The organism is Streptomyces sp. L500, assembly GCF_054551825.1.
Genome location: NZ_JBTOLC010000012.1, coordinates 1 through 16,633, shown reverse-complemented (window position 1 = coordinate 16,633; position 16,633 = coordinate 1). Strand labels below are relative to the sequence as shown.

The following is a 16,633-nucleotide window of genomic DNA, read 5'->3' as shown; positions in this document are numbered from 1 at the left end:
ACGTGAAGGCCCGACAGTTGGCCGATTCTTGTGGCCCGTTAGAGGAGTGTCAATAGACATCCATGGTCCAGACCGTGCAATTAGTGACAGCCCAATTGGTGCAGACCTTCAACCCCACCAGTCACATGCGCCACGCGATCAGGCATAACTACCGGTTGGTCCACAGAATTCTCTGTTCCGATTCAACATCTCTCACCATGAAGGGTTAATTGCTGCTAGTCATCTGATACCTTCCCTGCGCACGCCTCGGCACGACGAACGAGGCGCAATCCGGGGGGATCTCATGTACGGAAAACCCGCTCTGGGGACAGTCCTGCCCATGGCCGGACTGACGGCAGCCCCAGAAGTTCTACCGGGCATACCCTTTGCCAGGGGACTGCAGGAAGCGGCCGGTGCCGGATTCCTGCTCTACTGCGCGATAGCCGCAGCACTTCTTTCGGCAAAATTCTGGTTCGTTCTCCGGAACTCCGGTGAACGTTCATGATCACGGAGGTCCTTCTCTGGTCCAGCATCGCCATCATCGTGATGGCCGGCTGCTACAACTCCACCCTGTTCGTCCTGTCCAGACAACGGGTGCGCCGTGACCGCGGCCCCCGGGCCGAACGCCTCTACATCTTTCTCCTCGCCTGTCTGAACGAGGAAAAGGTGCTCGCCGAGAGCCTGGCCCGGATCACCTCGCTGCCGGCCGGGAACTTCATGGCCCTCGTCATCGACGACGCCTCCGACGACCGCACCGCCGAGATCGCCCGCTCCGCCGACCCCGACCGGGTCAAACTCCTCCAGCGGCACCTGCCCAACGCCCGCAAGGGCAAGGGTGCCGCCCTCAACGCGGGCATCCGCCACCTGCGGGAATCCGGCATCCTCGCCGATCGCGACCCGTCCGACGTCATCGTCTGCGTCGTGGACGCCGACGGCCGCCTCGACCCCCACATCGTCCAGGCGGTCGACCCCTACTTCGACGACCCGCGCACCGGCGCCACCCAGGTCGGCGTGCGGATGTACAACCGTCACCAGGGCGTCCTCGCCCGGCTCCAGGACATGGAATTCGTCATCTACGGCGACATCTTCCAGACCGCCCGGCGCTACTTCGGCAGCGTCGGCATGGGTGGCAACGGCCAGTTCATGCGGCTCGCCGCCCTCGACACCCTGATGAAGGACGGCAACGGCCCCTGGAGCGACTCCCTGACCGAGGACCTCGATCTCGGAGTGCGCCTGATCGCACGCGGCTGGACCAATCACCACTGCACCACCGCCGCGGTCAGCCAGCAGGCCGTACTCGACGTCCGCCGGCTGGTGCGCCAGCGCTCCCGCTGGTTCCAGGGGCACCTCCAGTCCGCCGGGCTGGTCCCCCTGATCCTGCGCGAGGTGCCCACCAAAGCCGCCGTCGACCTGCTCTACCACCTCTCCAGCCCGGTGCTGATCCTGCTCACCTCGCTGCTGCCGCTGTCCTTCGTCGTCGCGGTCGGCGGCACGGTCGTCGGCTCGGTCGAGGCCGGACGCCCGCTGGTGTCCCCCATGTGGATCATCGGCCCGTACGTCCTGTCCTTCGCCGCGGCGTACGCCTACGGCTGGGTCTACTCACGACGCGAGCGGGGGCTCGGACTCGTCCGCGCCGTCCTCCTCTCCCACCTCTTCGTCATCTACGGCTACATCTGGTTCGCGGCCGGCTGGTGGGGCCTGTGGCGCATGCTCACGGGCAAGCAGACCTGGCTCAAGACCGCGCGCACCTGACGCGCGCCGGCTCCTCCACTCATCTCCACTCATCGGTCAAGCACGCACCTTCCGAGGGAGAACCATGTCCCCGAACGTCATCACCACGCCTGTGCGCGCCATGCTCGTCCTGGGCACACGGCCTGAAGCCATCAAACTCGCGCCCGTGGCCCGCGCCATGGCCGCCTCCCCGCTCTTCGAACCCGTCGTCGTCACCACCGGCCAGCACCGCGAGATGCTCCACCAGATGCTGGAGCTCCTCCAGGTCCCCGCGAGCGTCGAGCTCGACGTGATGCGCGACCGGCAGGAACTCTCCAAGCTCACCGCCCGGCTGGTGGACGGCCTCGGCGACGTCGTCCGCGCCCACCGGCCCGACCTCGTCGTCGTCCAGGGCGACACCACCTCCGCCCTCACCGGCGCCCTCGCCGCCTTCTACGAGCACATCCCCGTCGCCCACGTGGAGGCCGGGCTGCGCACCGGAGTGCTGGACAACCCCTTCCCCGAGGAGCTCAACCGCCGGCTCATAGGCCGCATGGCACGCTGGCACTTCGCGCCCACGACCCGGGCGGCCGGCCACCTCACCGCGGAGGGGGTACCGGCCGCCGAGGTGTTCGTCACCGGCAACACCGTCATCGACAACCTGCTGTGGGTGCTGGACCAGGGCAACGGCCGCGACCTCTTCCACAGCGACCTGCGGCACGTCCTGGTCACCCTCCACCGCCGGGAGAACCAGGGCGACAAGATGCGCGCCATGGGCCGCACCCTGCGCCGCCTCGCCGACCGGGGCGACGTGGAGATCGTCCTGCCGCTCCACAAGAGCCCCGCCGTCCGCGAGGCCCTGCTGCCGGAGCTGTCCGACCACCCGGCCGTCCGGATCGTCGAGCCGCTGGGCTATGTGGACTTCTCCGCCACGCTCGCCGGCTGCGACCTCGTCCTGACCGACTCCGGCGGCATCCAGGAGGAGGCCCCCACCCTCGGCAAGCCCACCCTGGTGCTGCGTACGACCACCGAGCGGCCCGAGGCGGTGGAGGCGGGCGCGGCCCGGCTCGTGGGCACCGAACCCCAGGCCATCCTGGAGGCCGCGACGCGGCTGCTGGACGACGAGGAGGCGTACGCGCGGATGGCGAAGGCCGGTAACCCCTTCGGGGACGGGCTCGCCACCGAGCGCATCGTGGCCCAGCTGGCCGAGGACTTCGGCGCGGACGCCGGTGCGGCGCCCACGCCGGAGCCGCTGGTCGTCCCCCAGCCCGGCGGTCCGGGGTCATACTCGACGGCATGACGAGAGTTCACCGGCTCCTCGCCCTCGCCCTGTTCGGCGCCGCCGCGGTGGCGGCGCTCGCCTTCGCGGTGAACGCGATCTGGGGCGGCGAGGACGGCGAGCCGGCCCGGCCGTGGGCCGAGGGATCGGTCCACGGCCCGTGGCGGTCGGTCTTCGACGGCCACGGCGAGAACATCGGCCGCCACGACGGCCTGGCCCTCTCCCCCAAGCCCTCGCGGGAGGCCGGCGAGACCCACGCCGGGCTGATCGTGTCGACCGGGGAGTACGGGGACATGAACCTCCAGGCCCGGATGCGCACGGTCGCCCAGTTGCGCACCCCCAAGCCCAATCCCTGGGAGGTGCCGTGGCTGGTGTGGGCGTACACGGACCCGGAGCACTTCTACTACATCACCCTCAAGCCCAACGGCTGGGAGCTGGGCAAGCGTGATCCGGCGTACCCCGGTGGCCAGCGATTTCTGGCCACGGGCGCGGAAGGCTTCCCGATCGGCCGGTGGACGGGGGTGAAGGTGGCCCAGCGCGGCGCGCACCTGGAGGTGAGCGTCGACGGCAAGGGCCTGGTCGCCTACGAGGACAAGGAGCGCCCTTACTTGCGGGGCAGCATCGGGGCGTACACGGAGGACGCCCGGGTGGTGTTCAGCGACATCGCGGCGGAGCCGGCGGAGTAGCCGTCACGGAATGACCGGACGGGCCGACGTCTTCGTCGGCCCGTCCGGTGTGCGGTTCCGTTACGCCGTCAGCGCGCGGTCGGTCGGGAGGACCGGCGCGGGCAGCGTGCTGGAACCCGTCAGGTAGCGGTCGACGCCGCGCGCGGCGGAGCGTCCTTCCGCGATCGCCCAGACGATGAGGGACTGGCCCCGGCCGGCGTCACCGGCGACAAAGACGCCCGGCACGTTGGTGGCGTAGTCCGCGTCGCGTGCGATGTTCCCCCGGTCGTCCAGTTCGAGGCCGAACTGTTCGACGAGACCGTTCTGCCGGTCCGTTCCCGTGAAACCCATCGCGAGGGTGACGAGCTGGGCCGGGATGCGACGTTCGGTGCCGGGCTTCTGCTGGAGCTTGCCGTCGGTGAACTCGACCTCCACGAGGTGGAGCCACTGGACGTTGCCGTCCTCGTCGCCCTCGAAGCGCGTGGTGGAGACGGAGTAGACGCGCTCGCCGCCCTCCTCGTGCGCCGAGGTGACCTTGTAGAGCATGGGGAAGGTCGGCCAGGGCTGGTTCGCGTTCCGCTCCTCGCCCGGCCGGGGCATGATCTCCAGCTGGGTGACGGAGGCCGCGCCCTGCCGGTGGGCGGTGCCGACGCAGTCGGCTCCGGTGTCGCCGCCGCCGATGACGACGACGTGCTTGCCCTCGGCGGTGATCGGGGAGACCGTCAGGTCGCCCTCCTGCACCTTGTTCGCCATGGGCAGGTACTCCATGGCGAAGTGGACGCCCTTGAGGTCGCGGCCGGGCACGGGCAGGTCGCGGGAGGTGGTGGCGCCGGCGGCGATGACGACGGCGTCGTAGCGCCGGCGCAGCTTGGCCGCGTCGATGTCGCGCCCGATCTCCACCTCGGTGCGGAACTTGGTGCCCTCCGCGCGCATCTGCTCGATGCGCCGGTTGATGTGCCGCTTCTCCATCTTGAACTCGGGGATGCCGTAGCGGAGCAGGCCGCCGACGCGGTCGGCGCGCTCGTAGACGGCGACGGTGTGGCCGGCGCGGGTGAGCTGCTGGGCGGCGGCGAGGCCGGCGGGGCCGGAGCCGATGACGGCGACGGTCTTGCCGGAGAGCCGCTCGGGCGGCTGGGGGGTGACGTCGCCGGATTCCCATGCCTTGTCGATGATGGTGACTTCGACGTTCTTGATGGTGACGGGCGCCTGGTTGATGCCGAGCACGCAGGCGGACTCGCAGGGGGCGGGGCACAGGCGGCCGGTGAACTCGGGGAAGTTGTTGGTGGCGTGGAGCCGTTCGGAGGCGGCCTGCCAGTCGTCGCGGTAGGCGTAGTCGTTCCACTCGGGGATGAGGTTTCCGAGGGGGCAGCCGTTGTGGCAGAACGGGATGCCGCAGTCCATGCAGCGGCCGGCCTGCTTGCTGATGACGGGCAGGAGGGAGCCGGGGACGTAGACCTCGTTCCAGTCGCGGACCCGTTCCGTGGTGGGGCGGGTGCGGGCGAGGACGCGGTCGGTGGTCAGAAAGCCCTTCGGGTCAGCCATGGGTCGCCGCCTCCATCATCTTCTCGTGGGTCTCGGTCTCGGTCAGACCGGCCAGCTCGGCGGCGTCCTTGGCGGCGAGCACTGCCTTGTAGGTGGTGGGCAGGACCTTGCGGAAGCGGTTCGCCGCCGTGTCCCAGTCGGCGAGGAGGCCGGCCGCGACGGTGGAGGCGGTCTCCTCGTGGTGGCGGCGCACCACGTCGTGCAGCCACCGGCGGTCGGCTTCGTCGAGGGGCTCGACGGCTCCGGCCAGTTCCTTGTTGACGTTGCGGGGGTCGAGGTCGACGACGTAGGCGACGCCGCCGGACATGCCCGCCGCGAAGTTGCGGCCGGTGGGGCCGAGGACGACGGCGCGGCCGCCGGTCATGTACTCGCAGCCGTGGTCGCCGACGCCCTCGGAGACGACGGTGGCGCCGGAGTTGCGGACGCAGAAGCGCTCGCCGACGCTGCCGCGCAGGAACATCTCGCCGCCGGTGGCGCCGTAGGCGAGGGTGTTGCCGGCGATGGTCGAGTACTCGGCGAGGTGGTCGGCGCCCCGGTCGGGGCGGACGACGACGCGGCCGCCGGAGAGGCCCTTGCCGACGTAGTCGTTGGCGTCGCCCTCCAGGCGCAGGGTGACGCCGCGCGGCAGGAAGGCGCCGAAGGACTGGCCGGCGGAGCCGGTGAAGGTGATGTCGATGGTGTCGTCGGGCAGGCCCGCGCCGCCGTACTTCTTGGTGACCTCGTGGCCGAGCATGGTGCCGACGGTCCGGTTGACGTTGCGGATGGCCACCTGGGCGCGGACGGGCTGGGGGGCCTCGTCGCCGACGGTGTTCAGGGAGTCGGCGGCCAGCTTGATCAGCTGGTTGTCGAGCGCCTTGGCCAGGCCGTGGTCCTGGGGGGTGGTGTGGTGGCGCACGGCGCCGGCGGGCAGGTCGGGGACGTGGAGGAGCGGGGCCAGGTCCAGGCCCTGGGCCTTCCAGTGGCCGACGGCGCGGGCGGTGTCGAGGAGCTCGGCCTGGCCGACGGCCTCCTGAAGGGTGCGGAAGCCCAGTTCGGCGAGGAGCTCGCGGACCTCCTCGGCGATGAACTCGAAGAAGTTGACGACGAATTCGGCCTTGCCGCTGAACCGTTCGCGCAGGACGGGGTTCTGGGTGGCGATGCCCACGGGACAGGTGTCCAGGTGACAGACGCGCATCATGACGCAGCCGGAGACGACGAGGGGGGCGGTGGCGAAGCCGAACTCCTCGGCGCCGAGGAGGGCGGCGATCACGACGTCGCGGCCGGTCTTGAGCTGGCCGTCGGTCTGGACGACGATGCGGTCGCGCAGGCCGTTGAGGAGCAGGGTCTGCTGGGTCTCGGCGAGGCCCAGCTCCCAGGGGCCGCCCGCGTGCTTGAGGGAGGTGAGCGGGGAGGCGCCGGTGCCGCCGTCGTGGCCGGAGATCAGCACGACGTCGGCGTGGGCCTTGGAGACGCCCGCCGCGACCGTGCCGACGCCGACCTCGGACACCAGCTTCACATGGATGCGGGCGGCCGGGTTGGCGTTCTTCAGGTCGTGGATGAGCTGGGCGAGGTCCTCGATGGAGTAGATGTCGTGGTGCGGCGGCGGCGAGATCAGTCCGACGCCGGGGGTGGAGTGGCGGGTCTTCGCGACCCAGGGGTAGACCTTGTGGCCGGGCAGCTGGCCGCCCTCGCCGGGCTTGGCGCCCTGGGCCATCTTGATCTGGATGTCGTCGGCGTGGACGAGGTATTCGCTGGTGACACCGAAGCGGCCGGAGGCCACCTGCTTGATGCTGGAGCGGCGCGCGGGGTCGTAGAGACGGTCGGGATCCTCGCCGCCCTCACCGGTGTTGGACTTGGCGCCCAGCCGGTTCATGGCGATGGCGAGGGTCTCGTGGGCCTCCTTGGAGATGGAGCCGTAGGACATGGCGCCGGTGGAGAACCGCTTGACGATCTCGCTGACGGGCTCGACCTCCTCGAGGGGGATCGAGGGGCGGTCGCTCTTGAAGGAGAACAGTCCGCGCAGGGTCATCAGCCGCTCGGACTGCTCGTCCACGCGCCGCGTGTACTGCTTGAAGATGTCGTAGCGGCGGGCGCGGGTGGAGTGCTGGAGCCGGAAGACGGTCTCGGGGTCGAAGAGGTGGGGCTCGCCCTCGCGGCGCCACTGGTACTCGCCGCCTATGTCGAGGCGACGGTGGGTGGCGGGGACGCCGGTGGCGGGGTAGGCCTTGGCGTGGCGTGCGGCGACCTCGCGGGCGACGACGTCCAGCCCGGCGCCGCCGATCTTGGTGGCGGTGCCGTGGAAGTAGGCGTCGACGAAGGACTCCTCGAGGCCGACGGCCTCGAAGACCTGGGCGCCCCGGTAGGAGGCGACGGTGGAGATGCCCATCTTGGACATGACCTTCAGAACGCCCTTGCCCAGCGCCTTGATGAGGTTGCGGATGGCGTCCTCGGGAGCGATGTCCGGCAGGAACGTCCCCGCGCGGACGAGGTCCTCGACGGACTCCATCGCCAGGTACGGGTTGACGGCCGCCGCGCCGTAACCGATGAGCAGCGCGACGTGGTGGACCTCGCGGACGTCACCGGCCTCGACCAGCAGGCCCACCTGGGTGCGCTGCTTGGTGCGGATGAGGTGGTGGTGGATGGCCGAGGTGAGCAGCAGGGAGGGGATGGGGGCGTGCTCGGCGTCGGAGTGCCGGTCGGAGAGCACGATGAGCCGGGCGCCGTTCTCGATGGCCGCGTCGGCCTCGGCGCACATGGCCGCGAGGCGGGCGGCGAGCGCCTCGCCGCCCCCGGCGACGCGGTAGAGGCCGGAGAGCGTCGCGGCCTTGAGGCCCGGCAGGTCGCCGTCGGCGTTGATGTGGATGAGCTTGGCGAGCTCGTCGTTGTCGATGACGGGGAAGGGCAGGGTGACGCTGCGGCAGGACGCCGCCGTGGGGTCCAGCAGATTGCGCTGCGGCCCGAGGGAGGAGATCAGCGAGGTGACGAGCTCCTCGCGGATGGCGTCCAGCGGGGGGTTGGTGACCTGCGCGAAGAGCTGGGTGAAGTAGTCGAAGAGCAGCCGCGGCCGCTGGGAGAGCGCGGCGATCGGCGAGTCCGTGCCCATGGAACCGATGGGCTCGGCGCCGGACTTGGCCATCGGGGCGAGGATGACGCGCAGCTCCTCCTCGGTGTACCCGAAGGTCTGCTGGCGGCGGGTGACGGAGGCGTGGGTGTGGACGATGTGCTCGCGCTCGGGGAGGTCGGCGAGGTCGATGAGGCCGGCCTCCAGCCACTCCTGGTAGGGCTGTTCGGCGGCGAGGGCGGCCTTGATCTCGTCGTCCTCGATGACGCGGTGGGCCTCGGTGTCGACGAGGAACATCTTGCCGGGCTGGAGGCGGCCCTTGCGGACGACCTTGGCGGGGTCGATGTCGAGGACGCCGACCTCGGAGGAGAGCACGACGAGTCCGTCGTCGGTGACCCAGTAGCGCCCGGGGCGCAGGCCGTTGCGGTCGAGGACGGCGCCGACGACGGTGCCGTCGGTGAAGGTGACGCAGGCCGGCCCGTCCCAGGGCTCCATGAGGGTGGAGTGGTACTGGTAGAAGGCGCGCCGGGCGGGGTCCATGGAGGCGTGGTTCTCCCAGGCCTCGGGGATCATCATCAGCACGCTGTGCGGGAGCGAGCGGCCACCGAGGTGGAGCAGCTCCAGGACCTCGTCGAAGGAGGCGGAGTCGGAGGCGTCGGGGGTGCAGACGGGGAAGGTCCGCTCCAGCGGCTTGTCCCCGAAGAGGTCGCTGGCCAGCTGGGATTCGCGGGCGCGCATCCAGTTGCGGTTGCCCTTGACGGTGTTGATCTCTCCGTTGTGGGCGACGAAGCGGTAGGGGTGGGCGAGCGGCCAGCTCGGGAAGGTGTTGGTGGAGAACCGCGAGTGGACGAGCGCGATGGCGGTGGCGCAGCGCCGGTCGGAGAGGTCCGGGAAGAACGGCTCGAGCTGCCCGGTGGTGAGCATGCCCTTGTAGACGATGGTGCGGGCGGAGAGCGAGGGGAAGTAGACGCCCGCCTCGCGCTCGGAGCGCTTGCGCAGGGCGAAGGCCTTGCGGTCGAGGGCGAGGTTCTCGTTGACGCCGTCCGTGACGAACAGTTGCCGGAAGGCGGGCATCGTGGCGCGGGCGTCGGCGCCGAGCAGCTCGGGGGTGACGGGGACGGTGCGCCAGCCGAGGACGGTCAGGCCCTCCTCGGCGGCGATCGTCTCGATGCGCGAGACGGCGGTGGCCGCTTCCTGCTCGTCGGCCGGGAGGAAGGCGATGCCGACGGCGTACGCGCCGGCGGCGGGGAGCGTGAAGCCCTCGACGCTCTGGACGCTTTCCCGGAGGAACGCGTCGGGGATCTGCATCAGGATGCCGGCGCCGTCCCCGGTGTCGGGGTCGGAGCCGGTGGCGCCGCGGTGCTCCATGTTGCGCAGGACGGTGAGCGCCTGCTCGACGAGCTCATGGCTCGCCTCGCCGGTGAGAGTCGCGACAAAGCCCACGCCACAGGCGTCGTGCTCGTTCCGCGGGTCGTACATCCCCTGGTGGGCGGGGTGGGATGCGTGGCGCATCGGCGCTCCCGTCGTCGTCTGGCAGTCATGTCGTGACGCATGTGCCGAGGGACGACGTTGGCCCTCGCGGAAGAAGGTTGTTCAGGCTTACATGATGGGTCGCTTCTCGAAGAGCGGAAGGGGTGGTCCATCATGTGGACACCGGATGGGCTCGGGCGGCGCTCCGGGCTCCCTGGGATCGCCAGGCCCGGCCGCGCCCGAGAGTGGTGCGGCACGGGCGGCATTGCCCGCAGCGCTACCGGATTGTGCCCTGCCCCCGGGGAAATGAAACCGGGGAGAAACACGCACGTTATACGGCAGCGCGCATAAGAATTACCCGACGGCGGTCCCGAAGGCAATACCGAGGAGATACGTCACACCCGCCGCGGCACCGCCGAGGAGCAGCTGCCGGAGCCCGCTGAACCACCACGTCCGCGCCGTCACCCGGGCGACGACCGCGCCGCAGGCGAACAGCCCCACGAGCGCGAGCAGCACGGCGGGCCACAGCTCGGTGGCCCCGAGCAGGTACGGCAGCAGCGGCAGCAGGGCGCCCAGCGCGAACGAGCCGAACGACGAGACGGCGGCGACGAGGGGCGAGGGCAGGTCGGACGGGTCGATGCCGAGCTCCTCGCGGGCGTGGATCTCCAGCGCCTGCTCGGGGTCCTTCGACAGCTGCCGGGCGACCTCGCGGGCCAGCGCGGGCTCGACGCCGCGCGACTCGTAGAGCGCGGCCAGCTCCTCCAGCTCGTCCGCCGGGTGCTTGCGCAGCTCGCGCCGCTCCACGTCCAGCTCGGCGAGGACCAGCTCGCGCTGCGAGGCGACGGAGGTGTACTCACCGGCGGCCATCGAGAACGCGCCGGCCGCGAGCCCGGCCATGCCGGCGATCACGATGGCGCTGGACGAGGCGGTACCACCGGCCACGCCCGTCATCAGGGCCACGTTGGAGACCAGTCCGTCCATGGCCCCGAACACGGCGGGCCGCAGCCAGCCGCCGTTCACATCACGGTGGGTGTGATTGTCGCGGTGGGCTATGTGCGTTGCCGCGGCCGTATCGAGGACAGCCATGTCTCCAGATGCTCCCTTCCCCAGGGGCGCGGACGGATCGCCCGCGTTCCCTCTCGCGTATCGCGTACGAGTCGAAGGTACGCACGAATGGGCATGATCCGCTAGCAAGGAAGGCCGAACTTACCTCGCTGACCTGCGGGTTTACCAAAAAGCCCCCTGCGGCGAGGGCCGCAGGGGGCTGAGGTGACGCGCGTGGGTGTCAGCGCTTGGCTGTCAGCGCTTGTCGACGCCGGAGGCGGGCTTGGTGAGGTCGGTCTTGGCCGCCCCCTCGGAGGCACCGTCCGGGGACGCACCTTCGGAGGCGTCCGCAGCGGCATCCGCACCGGCATCCGCGGCCTCGTCCTCGGCCGCACCGGGCTCGACGACGAGCTCCCGCCCGGGGACCCGCTTCGAGGAGATCACGAAGTAGGCGACGGCGGCGAGGAAGACCAGGATGGCGGTCCAGCCGTTGAGCCGCAGGCCCAGGAAGTGGTGGGCCGTGTCGACCCGCAGGTACTCGGTCCAGAACCGGCCGACGGTGTACGCGGCGACGTAGACCGCGAACGCCCGCCCGTGCCCCAGCTTGAACTTCCGGTCGGCCCAGATCACGAGCGCCGCGACGCCGAGGCACCACAGCGACTCGTACAGGAACGTCGGGTGGTACGTGCCGCCGATCCGGCCGATCGCCGGGTCCGGGTCGATCTTCAGCGCCCAGGGCAGATCGGTCGGCCGGCCGTAGAGCTCCTGGTTGAACCAGTTGCCCCAGCGGCCGATGGCCTGCGCCACGGCGATGCCGGGCGCGATGGCGTCCGCGTAGGCGGGCAGCGGGATCCCGCGCCGGCGGCAGCCGATCCAGGCTCCGACGGCACCGAGGGCGATGGCGCCCCAGATGCCGAGGCCGCCCTCCCAGATCTTGAACGCGCCGACCCAGTCCCGCCCGGGGCCGAAGTACAGCTCGTAGTCCGTGATCACGTGATACAGCCGCCCGCCGACGAGCCCGAAGGGCACCGCCCACACGGCGATGTCGGCGATCGTCCCGGACCGGCCGCCACGTGCGATCCAGCGCTTGTTGCCGAGCCAGACGGCGACGAAGACGCCGATGATGATGCAGAAGGCATAGCCGCGCAGCGGGATCGGTCCGAGGTGGACGACACCGGTCGAGGGGCTGGGGATGTATGCGAGATTCATGGCACCCCCGACGCTACCTTGCCGGAACGCACAGGTGGCACCCCACCCGGGGCTACGTCTGGGTAACGCGGGAGTGGTTTTACCGGTGGTTCACGTCCGGGTGACCGTCCCGCACACATCGTGACGGGCACCAAGCTCGCGGCTGCTGTCGTAGGGGTCGACGGCGGGCCCGGACCGCTCCGACTCGTCCTGCCCGTCGCCATGGCGCGTGAGCCTGGGGAATTCCGGGTGGATGAATCCGTCGTGGATCTCACAGGTGGTGTTGCCGATGTCCATCATGTGCCGGCGCACGACCAGTTTGCCGGGCTCCACCCGGAAGCGGGCGGGGTCGGGGACCTCTGCGTCCAGGACACGGCGCACGATGGTGCGCGCGACCTGCCGGGACTTCTTGTCCTTCTTCGTCAGCGGGTAGACGAAGGTGTAGTCGGCGTGGACGGTGACGACGCCCGCCTCGCGCTCGGCGAAGGTCATCCGGCCCCGCGTCTTGACGGTGCCGCCCACCATGCGGACCTGATCCGGGTCGAAGCGGCTGAAGAAGGCGAGCGGGTCGTTCTCCTTGCCGGGCTTGCTCAGCGAGGCGTTCATCTTGCCGATCAGATCGTCCCCCGGCTCGATCAGCCCCAGCGCGGCGGCCGGGCGCTCGCCGCGCAGCGTCGCGGGGTCGAGGTTGGCGGCGACGAGGAAGTCCTTGGTCAGCTTCAGGGCCGAGGCGACCTGCTCCTTCGACGACTCCCCCACGGCCGTGGCCTCGGGCGGCACGATCCCCGCCGCTCCGTCGGCGTACTCCTCCGCCGGCGACCCGGCGAAGGGGCGGTCGGGAGTGGCGGTGTCCGCCGCCACCGTCGTCTCCTTCTTCCTGCCCCAGTCGCCGGGTATCCGGGAGCGGACGTCACCGGGATCGGCCACGATCGTGGCGCCCACGGCGACGACCAGGACGGCGCCGACGCCGCCGAGTATCCGTCGCCTGCGGGCGGCCCGCCCGTCCATCTCCCGCCACGCGGGCCCGGTCCGCCAGCCTTCGGGGTACTGCGGAGGGGTGCTCTTCTCAGACGGTCTTCGGGTCACCGCACGCTCTCTGTCCAACGGTCCATCAGGTCAGAGGAGAACTGTAGAGGCGTGCTCGGACACTCTTCAGACGCGGATCAGCCGGCCGTCAAGGAGACCCCGAAGCCTTTCAGCTTCCCCCGCTCCGGCCAAGCCCCGTTTGGGGAGACAGCCAGGCACACCGCTCCTCGGGCAAGCCCGCGAGTCCCGCAGAGATGTGATCGGCGGCTTCGTCGTAGCGCCCCACTGCCAGCGTGAAGAGCCCTATGTTCAGAGGGTTGAACTCCGGCGTCAGCCAGTAGGCGGTTTCGGGCGGCGGCACAGCCACACCGGCAACGGAATCCGCTGGCGGAGGGGCACGCTCGAATCGCACGCGTTGGCTCAGGAGGCCCGGGCGGCACTGAGCAGCGAGCTCCGAGCCAAGGTGGCCGAGGCCAACCGGCGCAGCCGTCGGAGGTGGGGGGGGGGGAACGAGCGAGCAGACCGCTGAGACAGCGGACACCCTGCCTCCCCCGGCAACCACGCTGCGAAAGTGCTGGGACATCAAACGCAAGCGAGCCCAAGCCCTCCGGGCTAGCGACCGACAAACGGCGGCTTCCATCGCCACGGCGATAGGTATTCACCTACGTCTGGACGGCCTGTAGCGAAGTTGGTCTGCCGGTACTTTCCGGCACTGGCAGACCAACCCGAGTTACTTCGCCGCCTCGTGTTCAGTGCCGCGCTGTGTAGCACCACTCGGTGCTACAGCTTGTTCGTCCAGGCCTTGCGGGGCTCGTTGAAGCCGTCGCCCTTGCTGGTGAAGGTCCAGAGTCCGGTCTCGTTGCGGCCGTCGATGCTCTGACCGTAGTCGTAGGTAATGCCCACGTCAGCCTTGCCGTCACCGTTGAAGTCCCCGGCGGTCAGTTCGCTGGCATTCCAGTTCCAGGCGTCGATGGAGCCCGGGACGCCGCTTTCCCAGAGCTTGAGGGGGTCGCGGAACCCGGTGTCGGTGCCGTAAAACACCCACAGGGCGCTCTTGTTGCGGCCGTCGCTGGTCTTGTCGTAGCCGTAGAGGACGGCGACATCGGTCTTGCCGTCGCCGTTGAAGTCGCCGGCGGTCACCTTGCTGTTGTCCCAGTTCCAGCTCCGCCCGCCGCTCGTCCACGCGTTGCTGTCCCAGGCCTTGTGGGGTTCGCTGAAGCCGTTGTTGCCGTTGGAGGTGAAGAACAGAGCGGTCTCGTTGCGGCCGTCGCTGGTCTTGCCATAGCCGTAGAGGATGGCGAGGTCGGCCTTCTTGTCGCCATTGAAGTCGCCGGACGTTAGCTTGCTGGTGTTCCAGTTCCAGCTGTCCGTCCCGCTCTCCCACACCTTGACGGGGGCGGCGAAGCCGTTGCCGTTGCTGGTGAAGGTCAGCAGCGTGGTCTCGTTGCGCCCCTGCGGATTCTTGCCGAGCCCGTAGAGGACGGCCAGGTCGGCCTTGCCGTCGCCGTTGAAGTCGCCAGCGGTCACCTTGCTGTTGTCCCAGTTCCAGCTCTTCCAAGCGCCGGAACCGCTCTCCCACACCTTCTCGGGGGCGTTGAAGCCGTTGCCGTTGCTGGTGAAGGTCCACAGACCGGTCTTGCTGGCACCGTCGCTGGTCTTGCCGTAGCCGTAGAGCACGCCGATGTCGGTCTTGCCGTCACCGTTGAAGTCTCCGGAGGTGAGCTTGCTGGCATCCCACCGCCAGGCGTCGAGCGTCCCCGGCGCGCCGGTCTCCCACACCACGCGCGGCTCCTTGAAACCTTCACCGTTGGCGGTGTGGACCCACAGGGCGGCCTGGCTCTTGCCGTCCTTCGACAAGCCGTAGTCGGTGAGCATGGCGACGTCTGTCTTGCCGTCGCCGTCGAAGTCACCTGTGGTGGTCGCGTACCGCTTGGGCAGGGAACGGACCTGCTGGATCCAGCCGGTGACGTCGTCCACGCGGGTGTCGACGGCACCAGTGCGGGTTTCCTTGGGATCGGTGCCGAGACAACCGCCCTGCCAGAAGCGACTGTGAACTGCGGCGAGTTCGTAGCGGCCATTGACCTGACGGAACGCCGGCCCGCCGGTGTCGCCCTGGCACATGACGGCTTCAGGGGACTTGCCCGTGAGACGAAGCGTCGAGTCCTTGACCGAAGCCACGGAGAACGTGGCGCTGTGCAACCGGTCGGGAACCCATTCGTTCTTGGTGCGGCCGTATCCGGCGACCATCAGGTCCTCGCCCGCGGTCGGGGCCTTGGCGGGGAGCCCCACCGCAGCGATGCCGGTAATCGGAGTGGCCAGACGGGCCATGACGAGATCACGGTCCTGACGCGGGACGAGTTCCACGACGTCCCGTACCTGGCCGGCCGCCTCGCCGACGCCGGTACGACCGATGGTTGCCGTGGTCTTCAGCTTGGGTGCGCCGGCGGCGATCTTGAAGTCCTGCGCGGGGCTGTCGGCGAAGCAGCTGGCGGCAGTGATCAGCCACTGCTCGTCGACCAGGACGGCGGAGCAGCCGCGCTCTTCGCCGACGTTGAGTTTCGCGGTGAAGGCGAACGTGCCGTCCTTGGGGATGTCACCCACAACGGCATCGGCCGGGACGGCGAGCAGCAGGCTCGTCGCGGCAGTGGTTGCAAGCAGTCCGGCCACCCGGGCCATCCGCGGTTGTCTGGCGGGCATGGTGTTCCTGTCTGAGGCAGAAAAGGCGGTTGTGCTGGTGGATACGGGAGGCCGGCCGTCAGCCGATGAGCCGGAGCTCGACCAGGATCGCGGTGTTGTCGTCCTGGTCAGGTTTGCCCTCGCCGATGCTGCCGACCTTCTTCTTGCTGTTGACCTCGACGGTCTCCGTGCGCCCGGCGACGATCCCGGTCGCCCGCACCGCATGGCCGCCGGTCATGATGTTGAAGGTTTCGGGGACTTCGAGGGTGAGGTAGCCGTTCTTTCCGTCGCCGGTCACCTTGAAGCAGTAGGTGTTCTTGGGGTTCTGTCCCGGGTGTGTCTTCGAGGTCATGATGGCGATGTCGTTCGAAGCACCGCAGTCAGCAAGCAGAATGTGCCCGTCTCCCCTGCGCAGGGTAATTCCCCGTTCTTCCCGGAGCTTCGCCGCGTCGGGGTAGCTGAAGGTTTCCACCCCGGTCGGCGGGGTTTCGTCATCACCGCCAGGTGCCGGATCGGCTACGGCAACACCGAGGGCCGAGAGCCCGAGGACGACCGAAACGGCACCGGCAGCGCCTGCGTAGAGCATCTTGCGTGCGCGCGATATCACCAGGGTTCCCTTACAGGACGGGCAACGGCAGGGGCCGTGCGCAATGGGGAGAGAGGGGCAGTTCGGAGGAAGCTACCATCTCGCCTGATTTCACTGAGGCGTGGGACGCGTTCAGGCCATCATTCGTCCAAAAAAGAATGTGTTACTTCAAGTACGCCGAGGGCAAGGCAGGAGAGATCGGCGCCCGTCCGCCCAGCCGATGTCGGAAAGAGCAATTAGCCGAGTGTCAAGAATGAGCTATGTCAGCCCGAATCGGAGGCTATGCTCACCGCGCCGAACTACGGCACTCGGTATGCGACAAGAAAGAATTCAGCAGTGATAGACAAGCTCTACTCGAGCAGGTCCGGGGGGAGGCGAAGGCTCGGCGCACACACGCTGTGTCTGCGTCTCCTTCCCATGGCGCTCGT

Annotated in this window: 10 protein-coding genes; 3 read left to right on the top strand and 7 right to left on the bottom strand. The window is 69.4% G+C overall.

Annotation, left to right across the window (positions count from 1 at the left end):
• Positions 1-480: 480 nt before the first annotated feature.
• The 3 genes from ACX9I7_RS14025 to ACX9I7_RS14015 all read left to right on the top strand — a co-directional run bounded on the left by ACX9I7_RS14025 (position 481) and on the right by ACX9I7_RS14015 (position 3,654).
• Positions 481-1,731 carry a glycosyltransferase gene (locus ACX9I7_RS14025; protein ID WP_387577516.1) on the top strand — a complete coding sequence of 417 codons (1,251 nt, stop codon included), beginning with the start codon at positions 481-483 and terminating at the stop codon, positions 1,729-1,731.
• 64 nt (positions 1,732-1,795) lie between these two features.
• Positions 1,796-2,989, top strand: coding sequence for a non-hydrolyzing UDP-N-acetylglucosamine 2-epimerase (wecB, locus tag ACX9I7_RS14020; protein WP_229820564.1), 1,194 nt, complete (start codon positions 1,796-1,798; stop codon positions 2,987-2,989).
• Positions 2,986-3,654 carry a calcium-binding protein gene (locus ACX9I7_RS14015; protein ID WP_387577513.1) on the top strand — a complete coding sequence of 223 codons (669 nt, stop codon included), beginning with the start codon at positions 2,986-2,988 and terminating at the stop codon, positions 3,652-3,654. Before wecB ends, ACX9I7_RS14015 begins: the two co-directional genes overlap by 4 nt.
• Positions 3,655-3,714: 60 nt before the next feature.
• On the opposite strand, the gene ACX9I7_RS14010 is transcribed toward ACX9I7_RS14015, so the two are convergent.
• From ACX9I7_RS14010 to ACX9I7_RS13980, 7 genes are all read right to left on the bottom strand, one after another.
• A complete protein-coding gene (locus ACX9I7_RS14010) occupies positions 3,715-5,175 on the bottom strand; it encodes a glutamate synthase subunit beta (protein WP_358630330.1) in 1,461 nt (486 codons plus the stop codon).
• Positions 5,168-9,727 (bottom strand): glutamate synthase large subunit, encoded by a 4,560-nt coding sequence (gltB, locus tag ACX9I7_RS14005; RefSeq protein ID WP_459387517.1) that lies wholly within the window; start codon positions 9,725-9,727, stop codon positions 5,168-5,170. Before gltB ends, ACX9I7_RS14010 begins: the two co-directional genes overlap by 8 nt.
• A gap of 312 nt (positions 9,728-10,039) precedes the next feature.
• The gene (locus ACX9I7_RS14000) at positions 10,040-10,771 is read right to left on the bottom strand and encodes a VIT1/CCC1 transporter family protein (RefSeq protein ID WP_189455128.1); all 732 of its coding nucleotides are present in this window, start codon (positions 10,769-10,771) and stop codon (positions 10,040-10,042) included.
• Between the two features lie 213 nt (positions 10,772-10,984).
• Positions 10,985-11,938: a prolipoprotein diacylglyceryl transferase gene (gene lgt / locus ACX9I7_RS13995; RefSeq protein ID WP_358217082.1), complete on the bottom strand. Its 954-nt coding sequence runs from the start codon at positions 11,936-11,938 to the stop codon at positions 10,985-10,987.
• A gap of 90 nt (positions 11,939-12,028) precedes the next feature.
• Positions 12,029-13,003 (bottom strand): hypothetical protein, encoded by a 975-nt coding sequence (locus ACX9I7_RS13990; protein ID WP_459387516.1) that lies wholly within the window; start codon positions 13,001-13,003, stop codon positions 12,029-12,031.
• Between the two features lie 720 nt (positions 13,004-13,723).
• On the bottom strand, positions 13,724-15,640 hold the full coding sequence (locus ACX9I7_RS13985; RefSeq protein WP_459387515.1) for an FG-GAP-like repeat-containing protein: 1,917 nt from the start codon (positions 15,638-15,640) through the stop codon (positions 13,724-13,726).
• Positions 15,641-15,698: 58 nt separating this feature from the next.
• Positions 15,699-16,226: a hypothetical protein gene (locus tag ACX9I7_RS13980; RefSeq protein ID WP_459387514.1), complete on the bottom strand. Its 528-nt coding sequence runs from the start codon at positions 16,224-16,226 to the stop codon at positions 15,699-15,701.
• Positions 16,227-16,633: the final 407 nt, after the last annotated feature.